Below are 18,688 nucleotides of genomic sequence, written 5' to 3' on the forward strand. Positions count from 1 at the left end.
GGCGGTTCGGGGGAGGGCATGGTACCGCAGCTGTTGTAGAGCCAAGCCGATGTCAAAGCAGGTCCACGCCATGCGTGGATGCAGGCAGGGAGGAGTCGGGCGTGGGCCCGACGCTAGCGCTGGTGCAGCTGTAACCGTGTGTGGTCCCTTCCCCCGCGATCATGCCGACGCCACGCGACGGCTGCATGCCCTGCCGCGCGCACGATCGGCGATGGACCTCCTGGGTTTGCGGTGGCTGCCGATCGAAGTCGTAGCGCATGCGGCCGTCCTCCTGCAGCAGCCAATGCACGGTAACGCGCTCCTTCGTGCCATCGCCGAGGTCCCAATCCAGAGTGCGCATTATCAGGATCTGGCCATCGGGCAGTTCCCGGACTTCGTCATAGGCGCCCTGGGTCTTCAGGGCGCTCGCCGCAAGCAGCAGGAACAGCAGCATCCGCATCGATCCTCAAAGAAGACAGGATGTTCCCACTCCGCTCCAGGCAGCTATCAGAATCGTTGCGGATTACGGGCACTTCACCGCATACACCGGCCCGGCCCCGATCAGCATCAGCGCCATGTAGTCGCTGTCGCTGGCCTTGCCCTTCAGCGTCGCGCCCCTGTTGAAGTGGAAGATGCCGAAGCCGCCGGCCATGCGGATAAGCGCACTGTCGATCTGGTCGGCGTCGTCGCGGAAGTAGCGGCTGATCTCGCTGGACGTGGCCTTGTGCAGGGCATTGGGTTCGCGCTGCCACTGCTCGCCACGGCTGAAGGAAACGAAGTACTGGCCACCTTCCTTGTCGATGCGGAAGTCGGCGGGTTTGCGCGCGCTGGTGGCGAAGCAGCCCTGCAATGGGTCGGCGGAGAAGGGAAGCCGTGCATCGTCGCCGCAGGCAGTGAGCAGCAGGAGGGCACCGGGCAGCAGCAGGCGGAGCGTGCGCATGGGATGTCCCTACAGGGCAGGTGCGGCTAGTGTAGGCGGCATGCGGGCGTGGCCCGTACAGAAATTCGGCAAGAACACAGGGGTTTTTCGGATGGCGCAGGGCAAGGCACCGTGGTGCGGCGTGGCCAGTTGGCTGGGTATTGCAGTGGGGTGGGGGGCAGGCACCGTGGCGGCACAGGCAGCGGTCGCTGCGGGTGGCAATGGCATGGCCGCAGGGCTGGGCGTGGGCGTGCTGGGTGCGGCGCTGGTGGGTTGCGGCCTGGCGGTGGCCTCGCGCGTGCGCGGCGAGCGCTGGCCGTGGATCGGTATCGGCGGTGCGGTGCTGAGCGCGCTGCCGCTGCTGATGTACCTGCTGCGGATGATGTTGAAGCTCTGACTGTAGAGCCGAGCCCGTGCTCGGCTGATGGCCTGCGACAGCCGAGCATGGCTCGGCTCTACAGATTCGACCGCATTCGCGCAGGATCAGCTGCGGTGGATCTCCACCGTTACGTGCACCAGCTCTTCATGGATCGCCAGCGCGTTGCGCACGGTATCGGCATCCAGCGTGGCGTCACTGGTGACCACGCTGGCGCTGACCGCGTACTTGCCGCGACCCACCTGCCAGACGTGCAGGTCGGCCAGGCGCGCCGGCCACGGGCCCTGTTCGATCACCTCGCGTACTTCGGCCACCACCGGCGCGTCCATCTGCGCGTCGAGCAGGATGCGGCCGCTGTCGCGCAGCAGGCCGATCGCCCACACCGTGACCAGCACGGCGCCGACCAGGCCCATCACCGGGTCCAGCCAGGTCAGGCCCAGCAGCTTGCCGCCGAGCAGGGCGATTATGGCCAGCACCGAGGTGGCGGCGTCGGCCAGCACGTGCACATACGCCGAGCGCAGGTTGAGGTCGTGACCGTGCGCATGGGTGTGATTGTGGTTGTGGCCGTGGTGATGGCCATGGTCATGCCCGTGGTGGTGATGCACGTGGCCCGGGCTGTCGTGCAGCCACCAGGCGCACAGCAGGTTCACGCCCAGCCCGACCGCAGCAATGGCGATGGCTTCGTTGTAGTGGATCGGTGCCGGTACCCACAGCCGCTCCAGCGATTGCACCGCCATCAGCGCGGCGACGCCAAGCAGGGCGATGGCGCTGGTATAGCCGGCCAGGATCTCGATCTTCCAGGTACCGAAGGCGAAGCGCGGGTCGTGCGCGTAGCGGCGCGCGCAGCGGTAGGCGAACACTGCCAGGCCCAGCGCGAGTGCGTGCGAACTCATGTGCCAGCCGTCGGCGAGCACGGCCATGGAGTTGAACCACCAGCCGCCGATAATTTCCACCAGCATCATGCTGACGGTGAGCCACAGAGCGCGGCGGGTATTGCGCTCGGCCAGCGGGTTGCCGTCGTCGAAGCGGTGTTCGTGGCGACGGGCGGCGGCGAGGGCGTCCAGATGCATGGGAAGACCAGAGGGTGGAAGGATACCCCCATAGGGTATACGATCCATCCATGGCCCATGTACACAGGAATCGAAAGCAGCTGCTGACCCGGGTACGCCGTATCGGCGGCCAGGTGGCAGCGTTGGAGCAGGCGCTGGACAAGCCCGAGGGTGAAGCAGGTGACTGTGCGGACGTGCTGGTGCAGGTTGCTGCGGTGCGCGGCGCCGCCCACAGCCTGCTGATGGAGCTGCTGCACGAGCACCTGCAGGAACATGTGGTCGGCGCCGACGACCCGCAGCAGCGGGCGGCCGAGGCCGAAGTGCTGGTCGAGCTGCTGCGCCGCTACGGCAAATGAGCGGGTGTTGCCGGCCGCTGGCCGGCAACTGCAGGTTGCGTCCGAAGCTCACGCAGTTGCCGGCCAGCGGCCGGCACTACCCATGCCGGTGCCGCGCGTTCCAGATATGCGTGGCGGCCAGCAGCAGGCTGCCGGTGACGGTCATCGGTGTTTCCCAGTCGTGCGAGGGCAACGCCAGCGCGCCGGCCAGCAGCAGGCCGAGCCCGGCGCCGGCGGTGGCCCAGGCCAGCACCGGCAACGGATGGCGGCGCTCCGCCCGCCATAGTGCATACCCGGTCAGCGGCAAGGCGATGGCCACGAACAGCAGGTGCACCCATTCGGCTTCGGCCCAGCTGCCGAACAGCGGCAGCGCGGCTGCAAGCAGGGGCAGCGCCAGGCAGTGCAGCAGGCACAGGCTGGACAGCGCGACCGCGCCGGCATCGAGCAGGGCGGCAGACGGCGACTTCATCAGGGGACGCTCCTTGCGAAGATAGTGTTATACAGTAACATTTCCGTTCCGTAGCCAACCCGCTCCGACATGAACACTGTTTCCCGCGCCGACCGTCGCCTTCCGGTCACCGTGCTGTCCGGCTTCCTCGGGGCCGGCAAGACCACCCTGCTCAACCAGATCCTGCGCAACCGCGCGGGCCTGCGTGTGGCCGTCATCGTCAACGACATGAGCGAGGTCAACATCGATGCGCAGCTGGTGCGCGAGGGCGGCGCCGAACTGCGCCGCACCGAAGAGACGCTGGTGGAATTCAGCAATGGCTGCATCTGCTGCACGCTGCGCGATGACCTGCTGCAGGAAGTGCGGCGCCTGGCCGACGCCGGGCGCTATGACTACCTGTTGATCGAGTCGACCGGCATCGGTGAGCCGATGCCGGTGGCGGCCACGTTCGCGGTACGTGACGAGCAGGGCTTCAGCCTGAGCGACATCGCGCGCCTGGATACGATGGTGACGGTGGTGGATGGCAGCGCGTTTCTCGCCGACTTCGGCTCCACGTTGCGCCTGGCCGAGCGCGGCCAGCAGGCCGGGCCGGATGACGACCGGGGGGTGGTCGACCTGCTGTGCGAGCAGGTCGAGTTCGCCGACGTGATCGTGGTCAGCAAGGTCGACCAGGTGGATGACGACGTGCTGCAGGACACGCTGGCCGTGTTGCGCGGCCTGAACCGCGACGCGAAGCTGCTGCTGTCCCGCTTCGGCGATGTTCCCCTGGCCGAGCTGTTGGACACCGGCCGCTTCGATTACGAGCGTGCGCAACGTGCGCCGGGTTGGGTGAAGGAACTGCGTGGCGAACACACGCCCGAAACCGAGGAGTACGGCATCGCCAGTTTCGTCTACCGCTCGCGGCGACCGTTCCATCCCGCGCGTTTCGCCCACGCGCTGCAGTCGGGGATGCCCGGCGTGATCCGCAGCAAGGGCTGGTTCTGGCTGGCCAACCGGATGGACTGGGTGGGCGAGCTGAACACCGTGGGCGCCGCGACGCGGACGCAGGCGGCGGGGTTCTGGTACGCCGCGCGTGATCGCGTGCGGGCTGGGCTGGAGGACACCGCGCCATTGCTGCCGCCCACGCCACTGCCGTACAGCGACCTGGGCTGGGCGCGGCAGCAGGCCGACTGCTGGAGCGCTCCGTTGCCGGGTCTGGAAGACTTCCCGGATGCGGCCGCGCATTCGGCGATGCAGCGGCTGTGGCACCCGCTGTGGGGCGACCGCCGCCAGGAGCTGGTGGTGATTGGCGTGCACATGGATGAGCGCGCGGTGCGTGCGGAGCTGGACGCGTGCCTGCTCAACGATCAGGAACTGCGTGCGGGGCCGCTGCTGTGGCAACAGCTGCCGCAGGCATTCCCGGTGTGGAAGCGGTGACGGTGCACTGAGGATCCATGGGTTGCCGGCCAGCGGCCGGCACTACCCCTGGTCGATAGGCCACGCGTGGATGGATGCATGGCGGAGTCGAGCATGGCTCGACTCTACAGTGCGATCCGTTGCGGACAATCCTGTAGAGCCGAGCCGACGTTCGGCTGCTGCAGCAGGTCCACGCTTGGCGTGGATCTACAAGCCGTCACGCCACTGCCAACCCCCGGTGCCCACCTGCAGCACGTGGGTCGGCCGCAACGCCTGCAGCAGGTGCCGGTCGTGGCTGACCATCACCAGGGCACCCGGCCACGCCGCCAGCAGTTCTTCCAGTGCCTGCAGTGCGCTCAGGTCCAGTGCGTTGCCGGGCTCGTCCAGCAGCAACAGCTGCGGTGCGGGGTCGGCATACAGCACGCTGGCCAGGGCGCCCTTCACCCGTTCACCATCACTGAGGCTATGGGCTGCCCGCTGGATGCGCTGCGCGTCCAGCCCGAGCAGGGCCAGCCGTGTGCGCAGTTCACCCGCATCCGCCACCGGGTTGGCGGCCTGCACGGTGTCGAGAATGCTGCGTTCGCCGGACAATCCCAGCAGCTGCTGGTCGAGCAGCGCCAGTGGTGCATGGCGCTGCACGATGCCGCTGCGTGCAGGCAGCTGGCCGGCCAGCACGCGCAGGAGCGTGGACTTGCCACTGCCATTGTCACCGACCACGGCGATGCGCTGGCCGCGGCGGATCTCCAATTGCAACGGTGCACTGCAACCCTGCGGCAGCACCAGCGACTCCGCCTGCAGCAGACGTGCGTTGCCGCGTTCACCGTCACCGGCGAACAGCGCCAGCTCCGGCGCGGCGTGAACTGCCGAAGCCGCTGCGCGCAGCTGGTCGGCGCTGGCCTGAAGACGATCGGCCTGTACCTGTTGCGCGCGCCCGTGGCTGGCCTCTGCACGCTGTTTCTGCCGGCCAAGCAGGATCGGTGCCTGGTTGGCCTGCTTCGCATCGCGATTGCCACGTGCCTGGCGCTGCTGCTGGCGTTCGTGCTGCTCGCGCGCGCTGCGCTGTTGCTGCCGGTGCTGGGCGCGGGCGTGGTCGAGCTGTGCGGCGGCCGCTTCGCGTTCGGCGGCCCGCGCGTCGGCGTAGTGCTGCCACGGCCCGCCATAGCGATGCAGCCCGCGCGCGTCGAGCTCGACGATCTGCTGCATCTGCGCCAGCAGCTCGCGATCATGGCTGATCACCAGCAGGCCGCCGCGCCACTGCTGCAACCGTTCGTACAACTGTTGGCGATGGCGGCCATCGAGGTGGTTGCTGGGTTCGTCCAGGATCAGCCAATCGGCGCCGCTGGCCCAGGCGCCGGACAGCGCCACCTGCATGGCCTGGCCGCCACTGAGACGCGCGGCGGGTTGGGCGGGATCGAGATCGTCGGGCAGGCGGAGCGCCTGCCATTGCTGCTGCAGGCGCTCGCGCAGATCCCAATGGTCGCCGACGCAGGCGAAGTCGGCCTCATCCACGCTGCCGGCTTCGATGCGTTGCAGCGCGGCCAGTTCCGCGCCGACGCCGGCCAGTTCACCGACCGTGCCGGCGGGGGGATAGCCGGGCGTCGGCAACAGGAACACGCGGCCGCTGCTGCGCACCTGCCCGTTCTCTGGCCGCACCCGACCGGCCAGCAGGCGTGCGAGCACGCTCTTGCCGGTGCCATTGGCACCGACCAGACCGGTGGCGACCGGATCGAAGGAAAACGACAGATCGGAAAACAGCGGGCGGCCGTCGGCCAGCCGATACGACACGCGATCGAGCGTGAGGGAATGTGTGGTCATGCGACCTCCATGGATGCCGGTTCTCCCCTGCGCGCAGGGGCGGGAAGAGTCAGGCCGTCTGTTGGGAAGACGGCGGCATCAATGGCGCATTGGTCGCGAGCCTCTGGGAGGAATGAGCGGCCAGTATAGCGGGGTTGGCTGAATGGTCGGGTTGGCACCGCCGAGCATGGCTCGACTCTACAAGAAGCATCCACGCATGGCGTGGATCTACGGTGGGCCGGGCATGCGGTGGATCGATCGCGGCTACGGCACGGTGTCCAGGCGGGCGCCGACGAAGTCGATGAACACCCGCAGCTTCGGCAATACGTGTCGGCCCGACGGCCACAGCAGGTGGAAGGTGCCGCAGGAGTGCACATGATCCTCCAGCACGGTGACCAGGCGGCCGTCGGCCAGCGCATCGCGTACCGAGTGCACCGGCACGAAGGCCAGGCCGGTATCGCGCAGCGCCAGCGCCACTCGCGCCTCGATGGTGTTGGCCACCATGTGCACCGGCAGCTCCTGCGGTGTTTCGTGGTCGGGCCAGTGGATCGGCCACGGCTCCAGCTTGCCGGTGCTGGGGAAGCGGTAGTGCAGCAACGTGTGCTGCAGCAGGTCGGCCGGCGTGCGTGGAACGCCGCGACGCTGCAGGTAGCCCGGCGAGGCGACGACACGCCGCGGGAATACCCCCAGCCGGCGTGCGTTCATCCGCGAGTCGCTGGGTTCGCCAACGCGCAGCACCGCATCGAAACCTTCCTCGATGACATCGACCAGCCGGTCGCTGAAATCCAGGTCGAGGCGGATGTCCGGATACGCGGCCATGAATTCGGCCATCAACGGCAGGGTAAGGTCGCCTACCAGTGGCAGGCTGATCCGCAGCGTGCCGCTCGGTGCAGCGTGCGGTTGCGCCAGTTCGGTGCGCGCGGCATCGCGTTCGTCGAGGATGCGCCGGCAGCGCGCCAGGAACAGCTGGCCCTCGGCGGTGAGGGTGATGCTGCGCGTGCTGCGGTGGAACAGGCGCACGCCCAGTGCGTGCTCCAGCCGCGCAACGCACTTGCCGGCGGCCGATGCGGAGATGCCCTGCAGGCGCCCGGTCTCGACGAAGCTGCGGGTGTCGGCGGCGTGGACGAAGGTCTGCAGGTTGGCGAGGTTGTCCAGGACTGACATGGGCGTACCGGCAATGAAAACGGCAGGGTAGGGGCGGGTGATCGCGGCACGCGGCGCGGCCATCGCAACACTGTGGTGCGGGGCCTCGGGCAGCCCTTGCGGCGTTGCAGTTCCGGGCATGATGCCGATTGCGGACTGCACGGTCCATGATGCCCGGAGCGGCAACCGGCTTTTTGCAGCGCCGCGCGCTGCCTAACGTGGCGGGCCTCTCCTCAGGGATCACCATGATGAATGCCGCTCTTTCCCTTGAACCTGCACCGACGCTGCCTTCGGTGCAGCGGCTGCTGCAGCAGGTCCATCCGTTGCGCCTGGTTGGTGCGGTGGTGCTGGTGCGCGAGCACGGCGTGCTGCGCCATGCCAGCGCGAGCGGGCTGGCCGATCGCGAGTCGGCCAGGCCGATGCAGCGCGATCAGCTGTTCCGGCTGGCATCGGTCAGTAAGCCGTTGCTGGCCACGGTGATCCTGCGCCTGGTGGCTGAAGGCGTGCTCGACCTCGACGCGCCGGTGCAGCGCTGGCTGCCGGACTTCCGCCCGGCGCTGGCCGATGGCAGCACGCCGCCGATCAGCCTGCGCCAGCTGCTCAGCCACAGCAGCGGACTGGGCTATCGCTTCCTGGAGGCGGATGCGGAGGGCCCCTACGCGCGCGCTGGCGTCAGCGATGGCATGGACGCCAACCCGTTGACCCTGGCCGAGAACGTGCGCCGCATCGCGCAGGTGCCACTGCTGTTCGCACCGGGCAGCCAGTGGCTTTACTCGTTGGGCGTGGACGTGGCCGGTGCGGTGGCCGAAGCCGCGACCGGTGAAACGCTGCAGGCGCTGTTCCAGCGCCTGCTGGCTGCCCCGTTGCGCCTGCGCGACACCGCGTTCGTTGCGCGCGATGCAGAGCGGCTGGCCACGCCGTATGTGAGCGACAGGCCGCAACCGCATCGCCTGCAGGAAGGCGAGGTGGTCGCACCTTTCGAGGGAACGCTGGGCATCGAGTTCAGTCCCGCGCGTGCCACCGACGCCAGTCGGTTCGCTTCGGCCGGCGCCGGCCTGGTCGGTACCGCCGATGAGGTGATGGCGGTGCTGGAGGCTTTGCGCGACGTGCAACGCTCCGGCCTGTTGCCGCCCGCGCTGGCGGCGCAGATGGCCAGCCCGCAGGTGGGCGAGCAGGGGCCGCCGGAACCGGCCGGCTGGGGCTTCGGGCTGGGCTTTGCGGTACTGCGCGATGCCGCCGCCAGCGGCACACCACAGCGCGAAGGCAGCTGGCGCTGGGGCGGTGTCTACGGGCACAGCTGGTTCGTCGACCCGTCGCGTGGGCTGAGCGTGGTGGCGCTGACCAACACCCTGTACGAAGGGATGGATGGCGTTTTCGTCGATGACCTGCGCGATGCGATTTATGCCGACCTGCGGGCAACGCGATGAGCGGCCATGCCATCGATGCCGCCAGTCCGGCCGGCGAGGCCACGCGCCTGCCGTGGGCGGGCCTGCTTGCCTTGGCCGGTGGTGGCTTCATCACCCTGTTGACCGAGACCCTGCCGGCGGGTGTGCTGCGGCCGATGGGCGAAAGCCTGGGCGTGAGTGATGCGGCGGTCGGCCAGCTGGTGAGCGTGTATGCGCTGGGTTCGGTGATGGCAGCACTGCCGATGACCGCGCTGACCCAGCGCCTGCCACGGCTTCCGCTGCTGCTGGCGGCCATCGCCGGCTTCGTGGTGGTCAATACGCTGACCGCGTTGAGCAGCAGTTACGCGCTGATCCTGGCTGCGCGCTTCCTGGCCGGTGTGAGCGGTGGATTGCTGTGGTCGCTGGTGGCTGGCTACGCCGCACGCATGGTGGTGCCGTCGCTGCAGGGACGGGCCATCGCAGTGGCGATGGTCGGTTCGCCGCTGGCGCTGTCGTTGGGGGTGCCGGCCGGAACGCTGCTTGGCCAGCAGATCGGCTGGCGCTGGGCGTTCGCGTTGATGAGCGTGCTGGGTCTGCTGCTGCTGGCCTACGCGCGCTGGGCGTTGCCTGCGCTGCCGGCCGCTGGGGCCGGGCAACGCACTTCGCTGGCGACCGTGTGGCGCCTGCCCGGTGTACGCAGTGCGCTGCTGGTGATGGCGCTGTACGTGCTGGCGCACAACGTGCTGTACACCTACATCGAGCCGCTGGCCGTCGACGCGGGTGCCGGTGCGTGGCTGGACCGGCTGTTGCTTGCGTTCGGCATGGCGGCGATTGCTGGCATCGCGATGGCCGGCTGGGGCGTGGATCGCTACCTGCATGCGCTGGTGTGGGCGGCGGTGATCGGTTTCATCGTTCCGGTGCTGGCCTTGCTGGTGTGGCCAGGCGTGGCGAGCGCGCTGCTGCTGGCGACGATCCTGTGGGGCGTGGCGTTCGGTGCCGTGCCGACCCTGTTCCAGACCGCCTTGGCAAGGCGCGCCGGGGCCGCTGCGGACCTGGCGCAATCGATGCTGGTGACCGGCTGGAACCTGGCCATTGCGGCCGGCGGCGTGGCAGGCGGGGTGCTGCTGCAGGCCAGCGGCCCACGCCAGCTGGGATGGCTGCCGTTGCTGTTGCTGGCGGTGACCGCCGCGTGGTTGCTGGCACGGCCGAAGGCGTGGGCGTAGCTATTGATCAGTGATGACGCGGTGCCGGCGAGCGGCCGGCACTACCGTGGGCCTTGCTTTTGCCTTGCTAATCCAGTGGTACCTGCTCGATCGGCACGCTGCGCGGGTTCTGCATGTGTTCGCGTGCAGCGCCGTACTGCTGTTGCCGCTTCTGATGGAAGGCGACGAACTCATCGCGCGGCAGCGGCCGCGAGAACAGCCAGCCCTGTCCGAATTCCACATGCCGGCTGTGCAGGTAGGCCAGCTGCGCTTCGGTTTCCACGCCCTCGGCCACCACCCACAGGCCCAGCTCCTTGGCCATGTCGATGATGTGCGGCGTGACCGGGCTGGTGGCGCTTTCGGTACCGATCGCATCGATGAATGATTTGTCGATCTTCAGCGCATCCAGTGGCAGCTGCTGCAGGTATTGCAGGCTGGAGAAGCCGACCCCGAAATCATCGATGGCCACGCTGTGGCCGGCGCGGCGGGCGGCGGCGAGCATGGTGCGCGCGCGGTCCAGATCGAGGAAGCCACGTTCGGTGGCCTCCATCCAGATCTGCTGCGGCAGGATGCCGCTGCCGGCCATGTGCCGGGAGATCATCTTCAGGGCGCGACCGCTGCTGATGTCTTCGGCGGCGAGGTTGATCGCGATGTGCGCGCTGCGGTCGGCGACCAGCAGCTCGCGCATGTCGCGCACCACGTTCTCGATCACCAGGTCGGTGACGTCGGCGATCATGCCGGCCTCTTCGGCCAGTGGAATGAACAGGTCAGGGCGCACCTGGGTGCCATCCGGGCGTTGCCAGCGCACCAGCGCCTCGGCGCCGACGCAGATGCCGGTGTCCAGTTCGATGATCGGCTGGTAATGCAGGTACAGCTCGCGGCGACGGATGGCGGTGGCCAGTTCGCCGCGCAGGGAAAGGCGGCGCCGCGACAGCCAGATCACCAGGCCGGCCCCGGCGGCGGCCAGCAGCAGGCCCGCCGGCACGTACAGCCAGGCCTGTTGGCGGAAGGCCGCGGCAAGCGCGGTGCGCGGTGTAGTGGCGACGGCCAGCCATTCCTCGTTGCGCGCGGTAGCGAACAGCGTGGTGTGGTCCAGGCCTTCGCCCGGGTCGCGCAGCAGTGCCTGCAGCAGGTCCGGATCCAGGCCGGGCTGTTTGGCCAGCAGGCGTCCATCGGGGCTGGCCAGTGCCAGCCGCACATTCGGGTCGGCGATGACATCGACGAAGCGGCGTGGGTCCACCAGAGCGTCGTAGGACCCATACAGGATCGCCAGCACCTGGCGTCGCCCGCTGATTTCCGGGCGCACGTCCACTGCGATGCCGGCGCCGTCGCTGGTGACGTGGTCCGGCCTGGGCTGATCCACATCCGACAGGAACGGCCCCCAGGAGGTGCAGCGCAGCTTGCCTCCTTCGAAGTAGCCCATCTGGTCAATCGATGGGGTGGTCATTACCAGGGTCTGCATGCGCCGGATGTGCTCGGGGCTGCAGGACACGTAGGCACCGGCTTCGGCGGATTTCAGCGCCGCCAGCGCCTCCTGGTAGGACAGGTCGGAGCGGCGCAGGGTGCGATCGGCGATGTCGCGCAGGCGCTGCTGTTCGACGCTGACCGCGCGGTCCCAGGTGGCGTAGGCCATGACCGCGATCGGCACCGCAGCGGCCAGCAGGGCCAGTGCGGTACCGCCGATGATGACGCGCAGGCGGCTCATTGCCGGGGCTCCAGCAGGGCGGGCGGGGCAGGGCGCATGGTCGGGCCGGTCCTTGGGCAGGTGCGGCTATCTGAGCATGGCACCGGGCCGGGCGGAATGGGATCAATACGGTATTCGGTCACATTGTGGTGAAAGCGGCCTGCTTTGACGCAATGGGGCCGTCTGGCGCTGGCGCTCGGCGCCGCGGAGGACTACCGTCGAACGCTTCGCCCGCCCCTTCCCGCGCCCATGACCGAGCCCGCCACGCCCCCCGAGCACCTGCGCCGCAGCCTGTCCAACCGCCACCTGCAACTGATCGCCATCGGCGGTGCCATCGGCACCGGCCTGTTCATGGGCTCGGGCAAGACCATCAGCCTGGCCGGCCCGTCCATCGTCTTTGTCTACCTGATCATCGGCGCGATGCTGTTCTTCGTGATGCGTGCGATGGGCGAGCTGCTGCTGTCCAACCTGCAGTACAAATCCTTCATCGACTTCTCCACCGACCTGCTCGGCCCGTGGGCCGGGTTCTTCTGTGGATGGACCTACTGGTTCTGCTGGATCGTCACCGCGATTGCCGACGTGATCGCGATTGCCGCCTACGCACAGTTCTGGTTCCCCGGGCTTGAGGCCTGGAAACCGGCGCTGGCCTGCGTGATGCTGCTGCTGGCGTTGAACCTGGTGACGGTGAAGCTGTTCGGTGAAATGGAATTCTGGTTCGCGCTGATCAAGATCGTGGCGATCTGTGCGCTGATCATCACCGGCGCCGGGCTGGTGGCGTGGGGCTTCACTTCACCCAGCGGCCACACCGCGTCGCTGTCGAACCTGTGGAATGACGGCGGCATGTTCCCGATGGGCCTGGTCGGCTTCTTCGCCGGGTTCCAGATTGCGGTGTTCGCCTTCGTCGGCATCGAGCTGGTCGGCACCACCGCCGCCGAAACCGCCGATCCCGAGCGCAACCTGCCCAAGGCAATCAACTCGATCCCGGTGCGCATCATCATCTTCTATGTGCTGGCGCTGATCGCGATCATGGCGGTCACCCCGTGGCGCCAGGTGGTGCCGGACAAGAGCCCGTTCGTGCAGCTGTTCGTGCTGGCCGGCATTCCCGCCGCCGCCAGCCTGATCAATTTCGTGGTGCTGACCTCGGCCACGTCCTCGGCCAACAGTGGCATCTTCTCCACCAGCCGCATGCTGTACGGCCTGGCCGAAGAGGGTCACGCCCCGCGCGGGCTGTCGAAGTTGTCACGCGCTGCCGTGCCCGCCCGAGGCCTGCTGTTCTCGTGCCTGTGCCTGCTGGGCGGCACGCTGCTGATCTACCTGATTCCGAACCTGGTGACCGCCTTCACCCTGGTGACGACGCTGGCCACGGTGCTGTTCATCTTCGTCTGGTCGCTGATCCTGGTGGCCTACATGGCCTATCGCCGCCGCTACCCGGAGCGCCACGCTGCCTCGATCTTCAAGATGCCCGGCGGCGTTGCCATGTGCTGGGCCTGCCTGGTGTTCTTCGCCGCCGTGCTGGTGCTGCTGAGCCTGCAGGGCGACACCCGCCAGGCGCTGATCGCCAGCCCGGTGTGGTTCGCGCTGCTGGGCGCGGGGTATTGGGTGCGCCGGAGGGCCGCGAAGTGATCCGAAGTGGGGTCAGATCCCGTTGCTCAGCAACGTGATCTGACCCCGGCAGGTCGCGGGACCCACCCCGCCTCCTCGCGGGAAAACGGCTGTTGCTGTTGAGGTTGCCGGCCAGCGGCCGGCACTACCACGGGTGCAGGGCGCAGCCCTGCCAACCGCCCATTCACCCAACATTCGCGGGCGCGGCCGGATCATCCGGCCGCCATGTTCCATCGACCTCTCCTGCTTGCACTGGTGCTGCTGCCCATCCTGTGGCCCGGGATGGCTGCCGCGCGCACGGTCTATCGCTGCGTGCAGGGCAACACCGTCAGCCTGGCCACCGCACCGGAGCCGGGATCGCGGTGCACGCCGAAGGAGATCGACGACAACGCCATCCAGGCCCCGAACCTGTGGGGCAACATGGGCGTGTTCAGTGGTGTGCTGTACGAGCGCGAGCAGGACGGCGTGCTGGTCTATTCCACCCGCAACCTGCCCGGCTCGCGGGTATTCCTGAAGTTCACCGTGGCCACGCCGCCGGGCGAGCCGGCGCACGAGGGCCTGGGCAAGGTCGGCAAGCCGCAGCTCGCGCAGCACGCCAGGCAGTTCAAGGCCGCGTCCAAGGCCACCGGCGTCGATGATGCCTGGCTGCGTGCCATCGCCCATGCCGAAAGCAATTTCGACGCGCTGGCGGTATCCAGCAAGGGCGCACAGGGCGTGATGCAGTTGATGCCGGAGACCGCACAGGAATATGGCGTGCGCGATCCGTTCTCGCCGCAGCAGTCGATCGAGGGCGGCGCCCGCTACATGCGCGCGCTGCTGCGCCGTTACAACGGCGATCGCCCGTTGGCGGCGGCTGCCTACAACGCGGGCATCGGTGCGGTCACCCGCTACAAGGGCGTGCCGCCCTACGCCGAAACCCTGGCCTATGTGGACAAGGTGATGGCGCTGTACGCGCGCTACCGCGAAGCGATGGGCATCCGCACCGAAGTGCCAGCCCGCTAGCAGGGACTCAGCGCGAGGTGGAAGTGCTGACCAGGTCGTAGCGCTCGATGCGGCCGACGCGTGCCACCTCCGCCTGCACGTCGGCACGCTGCTTGAGTGCACGCCACGCGGCATCGATGCGCACATCGCCCGGCAATGACGGATAGGTGCGCATGTCCTGCAGGCTGGCCAGGGTTTCACCGCGTTCAACCGGCGAGCGCAGCTGTTCGATCAGCACGGCGGCGGCACCGTCCAGGTCGCCTTCCTCCAGCAGCATTTCGCGATGGAACAGGCGGGCATCGTCGCGCTGGGCCAGGATCACCGCGCGTGCTGCATCGCGCGCCTTGGCATCGCCGCGCTCGCGGGCGGCGGCGAACTGCAGCAGCGCCTGTGCGGCCTTGCCGTAACCGGCGAGGCCCGGCATGTCATTCACTGCCTGCGCAGCGTCCTGCATGCGCCCCAGCGAACTGAACACGAAGCCGACATTCATCTGGTGCTCGACACCATCCGGGCCGAGCGCGCCGATGCGGGCGGCCTGTTTCGCCGTGGCCAGTGCCTCATCGGTGCGGCCCAGCCGGCGCAGTGCGGTGAGCCGGCTGTTGAGCAGCCAGGCCACCCATTCCGCCTCCGCAGCGGCAGGCGATTCGCCGTTGCTGGCGGCACCGGCCATGCCCTCGGTCAACGACAGCACCTCCTCGTTGCGGTCCAGCATCAGCAAGGTGGTGCTGAACTCGGCCATGCGCGCGTCCAGTGCGCGGTCGAGCAGGCCGGAAACACGCAGTTCATCGAGGTGGCGCTGTGCCGCCTGCACCGGATCGAAACGCGCGTCACCGCGATCGACATAGCGATCAAAGCGCTTGTCGCTGCGCAGGCGGATGATCTCGGCCGGGCTGTCGATGCGCGCCAGCGTGGCCGGAATGCTGTCGCCACGGCCGTTGTCGGCCTGCAGCGTGGCCAGCGCCAGCCACAGCCCGGTGGGTTCCAGGCCGCCACTCTTCCAGCCGTTGTCAAACAGCGCCTGCAGCAGGTCCATGCGCTTCTGCGGTTGCTCACGCAGGCGGTACTGCAGGTAGTTGATGGCGTGGTGATCGATCGGCAGCGGTGCGTCGGCGTGCTGCAGTGCCTTCACCAGGAAAGTGGTGGCTGCGGCCGGCTGGTTGTCCGACAGTTCCACCGACACCTGGGTGAGCAGGATCTGTGCATCCTCCGGCAGGGCCTCCTGCGCCCGCTGCAGGTAGCGGCGGGCCTGGTCCGGCTTCTTCTGCATCAGCGCGGTCCAGCCGGCGACCTGCGAGGCGCGGCCGCGATGCTCGGCATCGAAGTCGTCCAGCAACGGATCTTCCATCAGCCGCTCCATGCTGATCAGCGCACCCAGCGTGTTGCCGTCGCGTGCCTGCTGGATGGCTTCATCCCAACGCGTGGCGTACGCCGCGTGTACTGCATCGGCGGTGGCCGATGGCGTCTGCGGGGCCACCGTGATCGAAGCGGAGGCGGGCGCGCTGGCCAATGCGGCCAGCAGCAGGGCGGTGAGGGGGAGAACGCGGGGCATGGAGAATCTCCATCCGTGGGAACCGCATTGAACCTGCTCCGGCCAGCGAGGACAAGCACGACGAAGCGAATCCTGGTGTTCAGCCGCATGATCGGCCGTGGCGGATCGCACGCTCAGCGTCTATTGTCGGTGCCTCTTCAAGCAGCAGGCAGAGGCAGCGCAACACGATGGCACGGTGGCAATGGATGGCGGCAGGGGTGGCGTTGGCAACGGCGGTGGGCTTGGCTGCAACCTGGTGGGATACCCCGCTGAAAACGCTGGCCGGCCCTGCCGGCCCGGTGCCCACGCCGCTGGCCTGGACCGCGCAGATCGAGCCGCTGGCCGGCGATGGTCACCCCGGCGACCGCGACGGTGCGTCCGCGCAGGCGCGCTTCGCCGACCCGTATGCACTGCTGCGCGGCACCGATGGCAGTATCTATTTCACCGATGCCGGTGACAACAACCGGATCCGCCGCCGCCTGCCCGATGGCCGCGTTGAAACCGTGGCCGGGCAGGGCGAGGGCCGTATCGATGGCCCTGCGCTGCAGGCCAGCTTCAATACGCCTTCGGGCATTGCCGGTGATGCGCAGGGCAACCTGTACGTGGCCGACACGGGCAACCATGCGATCCGCCGCATCGGCACCGATGGCCAGGTGACCACGCTGGCCGGTGGTGAACAGGGCTTCGCCGATGGCCCTGCCATGCAGGCCCGCTTCGATGCACCGATGGGCGTTGCGGTGGACGCGCAGGGCCAGGTCTACGTGGCGGACACGTTCAATGACCGCATCCGGGTGATCGGTACCGATGGCAGTGTGCGCACCCTGGCCGGTGGTGATCGGCCAGGCTTTGCCGATGGCGCGGGCGCCGCTGCGCGTTTCGATACGCCGGTGGCGCTGGCCTTCGACGCGCAGGGTGCGTTGCTGGTGGCCGATCTGTTCAACAACGCCGTGCGCCGGGTGGGGACCGATGGCACGGTCAGCACCGTGGTCGCCGGCGGCGGCGTGATCAATGGGCCGCTGTCGCTGGCCACCACCCACGATGGCGTGCTGTACGTGGGGGATATGGATGGCCGCATCGTGCAGGTGACGCCGCAGGGCCATCAGATCGCACTGGTCGGCAACGGTCGCCTGCCACGCCTGGCCCGCCCCAGCGGGTTGGCGCTGGATGCCGATGGCAGCGTGCTGGTGGCCGACGCCGCAGGCTACCGCCTGCATCGCCTGCGTCCGCTGCCGGTGGGCGAACTGCCGGCGCCGGCACTGGTCGGCCCGGCCGCCGATGCCGCGCTGCCGAAGACGGGCGGCCGTTGGCCGCTCGCACCGCAGGACGGCTGGCACGAAGTGGTCGGCACCCTGGGTGAAGTGCGCGGCAACTTCAGCGGTGAGAGCCGCCACCACCTGCATGGCGGCTTCGACGTGCGCGGTGATGTGGGCCAGACCGTGCTGGCGATTGCCGATGGCAAGATCAGCAGCCCGGTGGCGGCCTGGAACCTGGGCGAGCAGGCCGAGGGCCTGGCGGTGGACCGCCTCAAGTACATCCACATGCGTGTCGGCCGCACCCCGCGCGATGTGCCGTTCGACGCGCGCTGGCAGGCGCTGTATGACGAGCAGGGCAAGCTGCAGCGGATGCGCGTGCGCCGTGGCATGCGCATCCACGTGGGAGACCGCCTGGGCAGCATCAACAACCAGGCGCACGTGCACCTGGCGGTGGGCACCGGTGGTTTCGAAACCAATGCGGTGGCGCTTGGCTTCCATAACTACGCCGATCACTTCGCACCGCGCATCACTGATGTAGCACTGCTGGACGACAACGACCAACCGATGGCCGCCGGCAGCGATGGCGTGGTGATGGTTGCGCGGCAGGGGCGTGGCGTGCAGATCGTGGTGGAGGCCTGGGACCAGGTCGACAACAATCTGCCACGACGCCGGCTGGGCATGTACCAGGTGGGTTACCAGATTCTCGATGCTACGGGACATCCGCTGCAGGGCTACGAGCAGCCGCGCTGGAACATCGTGTTCAACCGCATGCCGCCGCAGCGGGAAGCGGTGCGCGTGGCCTACGCACCGGACAGCGGCATCACGGTGCATGGCAGCGCGGTGACCCGGTTCCGCTACCTGGCCACCAACACCGTGCGTGATGGCCTGATGGAAACCGGACGCTGGCAGCCGGCGGCGTTGCCGCCGGGCGAGTACATCGTGCGTGCCAGCGTGCGCGACTACAGCGGCAACGAAGGCGTCGGCCCGCGCGAGATCAGAGTACGGCTGCTGCCATAGCCGCAGCCGGGGCGCCGCAGCGTTCGCGCTCGGCGTCCATGTCTTCCAGCGGCCGCACTTCGATGCTGCCGAAGCGTGCCCACGGGAAGTCGCGGGCGATGCGCATGGCGTCGTCGCGGTCGCGCGCCACGATCAGGTTGAAGCCGGCCAGCAGCTCGCGGGTTTCGGCAAACGGGCCATCGAGCACGCGGCTGTGTCCATCGCGCACGCGCAGGGTCTGTGCGGTATCGACCGGCTGCAGCTTCTGGGCGGCCAGCAGCGTGCCTTCGGCCTGCAGCTTGTCGGCGTGGGCCAGGCAGTCGCGCATCAGCGCGTTGAATTCTTCGGTGGGCAGCGCCTGCAGCAGGGCAGGCTCGATATAGATCAGAAGCAGGTACTGCTGCATGGCGTGGTCCTGGCGGGGGCGGGGGACCATGATGGCGCAGGATGGCGCGCGGGCATGTTGCAGCGCGGAAGCGCGCCTTCGGCGGGGGGCGGCGAACGGCGGAGCCCCTCCGTGGTGGCGCTACAGCGTGATTCTTGGGCTTGGCCGGGTGGGTAGGCGGGTCGGGGGACGCCGTAAACCCATCCATGGGGGCTTGGCCGCGGCATCCATGCC

17 protein-coding genes are annotated in these 18,688 nt (G+C 68.5%); 8 read left to right on the forward strand and 9 right to left on the reverse strand.

Annotation, left to right across the window (positions count from 1 at the left end; all coding sequences use genetic code 11):
• Nucleotides 1-52 precede the first annotated feature (52 nt).
• Together HMPREF3114_RS16880 and HMPREF3114_RS16885 are read right to left on the reverse strand one after the other, a co-directional pair.
• Complete coding sequence (locus HMPREF3114_RS16880) at nucleotides 53-433, reverse strand: hypothetical protein (RefSeq protein ID WP_070490103.1); 381 nt, start codon at nucleotides 431-433, stop codon at nucleotides 53-55.
• Between the two features lie 69 nt (nucleotides 434-502).
• Nucleotides 503-919, reverse strand: a complete 417-nt coding sequence (locus tag HMPREF3114_RS16885) for a hypothetical protein (RefSeq protein WP_070490089.1) — start codon at nucleotides 917-919, stop codon at nucleotides 503-505.
• A gap of 91 nt (nucleotides 920-1,010) precedes the next feature.
• Here HMPREF3114_RS16885 and HMPREF3114_RS16890 point away from each other — a divergent pair, with 91 nt between their 5' ends.
• Nucleotides 1,011-1,295 (forward strand): hypothetical protein, encoded by a 285-nt coding sequence (locus tag HMPREF3114_RS16890; protein WP_070490091.1) that lies wholly within the window; start codon nucleotides 1,011-1,013, stop codon nucleotides 1,293-1,295.
• Nucleotides 1,296-1,381: 86 nt separating this feature from the next.
• Here the strand turns inward: HMPREF3114_RS16890 and dmeF are convergent, their stop codons facing one another.
• Nucleotides 1,382-2,344, reverse strand: coding sequence for a CDF family Co(II)/Ni(II) efflux transporter DmeF (dmeF, locus tag HMPREF3114_RS16895; protein ID WP_070490093.1), 963 nt, complete (start codon nucleotides 2,342-2,344; stop codon nucleotides 1,382-1,384).
• Between the two features lie 50 nt (nucleotides 2,345-2,394).
• On the opposite strand from dmeF, the gene HMPREF3114_RS16900 reads away from it, so the two are divergent.
• Nucleotides 2,395-2,679: a metal-sensing transcriptional repressor gene (locus HMPREF3114_RS16900; RefSeq protein ID WP_053499003.1), complete on the forward strand. Its 285-nt coding sequence runs from the start codon at nucleotides 2,395-2,397 to the stop codon at nucleotides 2,677-2,679.
• A gap of 76 nt (nucleotides 2,680-2,755) precedes the next feature.
• Here the strand turns inward: HMPREF3114_RS16900 and HMPREF3114_RS16905 are convergent, their stop codons facing one another.
• On the reverse strand, nucleotides 2,756-3,127 hold the full coding sequence (locus tag HMPREF3114_RS16905; RefSeq protein WP_053499005.1) for a MerC domain-containing protein: 372 nt from the start codon (nucleotides 3,125-3,127) through the stop codon (nucleotides 2,756-2,758).
• 69 nt (nucleotides 3,128-3,196) lie between these two features.
• Here HMPREF3114_RS16905 and HMPREF3114_RS16910 point away from each other — a divergent pair, with 69 nt between their 5' ends.
• Nucleotides 3,197-4,522, forward strand: coding sequence for a GTP-binding protein (locus tag HMPREF3114_RS16910; RefSeq protein WP_053499007.1), 1,326 nt, complete (start codon nucleotides 3,197-3,199; stop codon nucleotides 4,520-4,522).
• Nucleotides 4,523-4,708: 186 nt separating this feature from the next.
• Here HMPREF3114_RS16910 and HMPREF3114_RS16915 read toward each other — a convergent pair whose 3' ends face one another.
• Both HMPREF3114_RS16915 and HMPREF3114_RS16920 read right to left on the reverse strand, forming a co-directional pair.
• Nucleotides 4,709-6,316, reverse strand: coding sequence for an ATP-binding cassette domain-containing protein (locus HMPREF3114_RS16915; protein WP_070490095.1), 1,608 nt, complete (start codon nucleotides 6,314-6,316; stop codon nucleotides 4,709-4,711).
• A gap of 243 nt (nucleotides 6,317-6,559) precedes the next feature.
• Nucleotides 6,560-7,459 (reverse strand): LysR family transcriptional regulator, encoded by a 900-nt coding sequence (locus HMPREF3114_RS16920; RefSeq protein WP_032953875.1) that lies wholly within the window; start codon nucleotides 7,457-7,459, stop codon nucleotides 6,560-6,562.
• A gap of 227 nt (nucleotides 7,460-7,686) precedes the next feature.
• Here HMPREF3114_RS16920 and HMPREF3114_RS16925 point away from each other — a divergent pair, with 227 nt between their 5' ends.
• Together HMPREF3114_RS16925 and HMPREF3114_RS16930 are read left to right on the forward strand one after the other, a co-directional pair.
• A complete protein-coding gene (locus HMPREF3114_RS16925) occupies nucleotides 7,687-8,865 on the forward strand; it encodes a serine hydrolase domain-containing protein (protein ID WP_070490104.1) in 1,179 nt (392 codons plus the stop codon).
• Nucleotides 8,862-10,046, forward strand: coding sequence for an MFS transporter (locus HMPREF3114_RS16930; RefSeq protein WP_070490097.1), 1,185 nt, complete (start codon nucleotides 8,862-8,864; stop codon nucleotides 10,044-10,046). The genes HMPREF3114_RS16925 and HMPREF3114_RS16930 overlap by 4 nt, the downstream gene beginning before the upstream one ends.
• Before the next feature lie 67 nt (nucleotides 10,047-10,113).
• On the opposite strand, the gene HMPREF3114_RS16935 is transcribed toward HMPREF3114_RS16930, so the two are convergent.
• Nucleotides 10,114-11,730, reverse strand: a complete 1,617-nt coding sequence (locus HMPREF3114_RS16935) for an EAL domain-containing protein (RefSeq protein ID WP_005415082.1) — start codon at nucleotides 11,728-11,730, stop codon at nucleotides 10,114-10,116.
• A gap of 228 nt (nucleotides 11,731-11,958) precedes the next feature.
• Between HMPREF3114_RS16935 and cycA the strand changes: the two genes are divergently transcribed.
• Together cycA and HMPREF3114_RS16945 are read left to right on the forward strand one after the other, a co-directional pair.
• Nucleotides 11,959-13,332 (forward strand): D-serine/D-alanine/glycine transporter, encoded by a 1,374-nt coding sequence (gene cycA / locus HMPREF3114_RS16940; protein WP_070490099.1) that lies wholly within the window; start codon nucleotides 11,959-11,961, stop codon nucleotides 13,330-13,332.
• A 204-nt stretch (nucleotides 13,333-13,536) separates the two neighbouring features.
• Nucleotides 13,537-14,313 carry a lytic transglycosylase domain-containing protein gene (locus tag HMPREF3114_RS16945; protein WP_053499015.1) on the forward strand — a complete coding sequence of 259 codons (777 nt, stop codon included), beginning with the start codon at nucleotides 13,537-13,539 and terminating at the stop codon, nucleotides 14,311-14,313.
• Nucleotides 14,314-14,320: 7 nt separating this feature from the next.
• On the opposite strand, the gene HMPREF3114_RS16950 is transcribed toward HMPREF3114_RS16945, so the two are convergent.
• A complete protein-coding gene (locus HMPREF3114_RS16950; protein ID WP_070490100.1) occupies nucleotides 14,321-15,841 on the reverse strand; it encodes a tetratricopeptide repeat protein in 1,521 nt (506 codons plus the stop codon).
• A gap of 167 nt (nucleotides 15,842-16,008) precedes the next feature.
• Here HMPREF3114_RS16950 and HMPREF3114_RS16955 point away from each other — a divergent pair, with 167 nt between their 5' ends.
• Complete coding sequence (locus HMPREF3114_RS16955) at nucleotides 16,009-18,090, forward strand: NHL repeat-containing protein (RefSeq protein ID WP_070490101.1); 2,082 nt, start codon at nucleotides 16,009-16,011, stop codon at nucleotides 18,088-18,090.
• Here the strand turns inward: HMPREF3114_RS16955 and HMPREF3114_RS16960 are convergent.
• Entirely contained in the window at nucleotides 18,068-18,475 is a 408-nt protein-coding gene (locus tag HMPREF3114_RS16960) for a YciI family protein (protein WP_053499021.1), read from the reverse strand. The two genes, HMPREF3114_RS16955 and HMPREF3114_RS16960, sit on opposite strands and share 23 nt — an antisense overlap.
• Nucleotides 18,476-18,688: the final 213 nt, after the last annotated feature.

This window comes from Stenotrophomonas sp. HMSC10F07 (genome assembly GCF_001807895.1).
GTDB classification, from domain to species: domain Bacteria; phylum Pseudomonadota; class Gammaproteobacteria; order Xanthomonadales; family Xanthomonadaceae; genus Stenotrophomonas; species Stenotrophomonas sepilia.

Bases quoted from the DNA above. Each gene is read 5' to 3' on its own strand.
- dmeF (WP_070490093.1), bottom strand. From the start codon at position 2,344: ATGCATCTGGACGCCCTCGCCGCCGCCCGTCGCCACGAACACCGCTTC.
- HMPREF3114_RS16885 (WP_070490089.1), bottom strand. From the start codon at position 919: ATGCGCACGCTCCGCCTGCTGCTGCCCGGTGCCCTCCTGCTGCTCACT.
- HMPREF3114_RS16935 (WP_005415082.1), bottom strand. From the start codon at position 11,730: ATGAGCCGCCTGCGCGTCATCATCGGCGGTACCGCACTGGCCCTGCTG.
- HMPREF3114_RS16905 (WP_053499005.1), bottom strand. From the start codon at position 3,127: ATGAAGTCGCCGTCTGCCGCCCTGCTCGATGCCGGCGCGGTCGCGCTG.
- HMPREF3114_RS16900 (WP_053499003.1), top strand. From the start codon at position 2,395: ATGGCCCATGTACACAGGAATCGAAAGCAGCTGCTGACCCGGGTACGC.
- cycA (WP_070490099.1), top strand. From the start codon at position 11,959: ATGACCGAGCCCGCCACGCCCCCCGAGCACCTGCGCCGCAGCCTGTCC.
- HMPREF3114_RS16910 (WP_053499007.1), top strand. From the start codon at position 3,197: ATGAACACTGTTTCCCGCGCCGACCGTCGCCTTCCGGTCACCGTGCTG.
- HMPREF3114_RS16930 (WP_070490097.1), top strand. From the start codon at position 8,862: ATGAGCGGCCATGCCATCGATGCCGCCAGTCCGGCCGGCGAGGCCACG.
- HMPREF3114_RS16960 (WP_053499021.1), bottom strand. From the start codon at position 18,475: ATGCAGCAGTACCTGCTTCTGATCTATATCGAGCCTGCCCTGCTGCAG.
- HMPREF3114_RS16955 (WP_070490101.1), top strand. From the start codon at position 16,009: ATGGCACGGTGGCAATGGATGGCGGCAGGGGTGGCGTTGGCAACGGCG.
- HMPREF3114_RS16925 (WP_070490104.1), top strand. From the start codon at position 7,687: ATGAATGCCGCTCTTTCCCTTGAACCTGCACCGACGCTGCCTTCGGTG.
- HMPREF3114_RS16880 (WP_070490103.1), bottom strand. From the start codon at position 433: ATGCTGCTGTTCCTGCTGCTTGCGGCGAGCGCCCTGAAGACCCAGGGC.
- HMPREF3114_RS16920 (WP_032953875.1), bottom strand. From the start codon at position 7,459: ATGTCAGTCCTGGACAACCTCGCCAACCTGCAGACCTTCGTCCACGCC.
- HMPREF3114_RS16915 (WP_070490095.1), bottom strand. From the start codon at position 6,316: ATGACCACACATTCCCTCACGCTCGATCGCGTGTCGTATCGGCTGGCC.
- HMPREF3114_RS16890 (WP_070490091.1), top strand. From the start codon at position 1,011: ATGGCGCAGGGCAAGGCACCGTGGTGCGGCGTGGCCAGTTGGCTGGGT.
- HMPREF3114_RS16945 (WP_053499015.1), top strand. From the start codon at position 13,537: ATGTTCCATCGACCTCTCCTGCTTGCACTGGTGCTGCTGCCCATCCTG.
- HMPREF3114_RS16950 (WP_070490100.1), bottom strand. From the start codon at position 15,841: ATGCCCCGCGTTCTCCCCCTCACCGCCCTGCTGCTGGCCGCATTGGCC.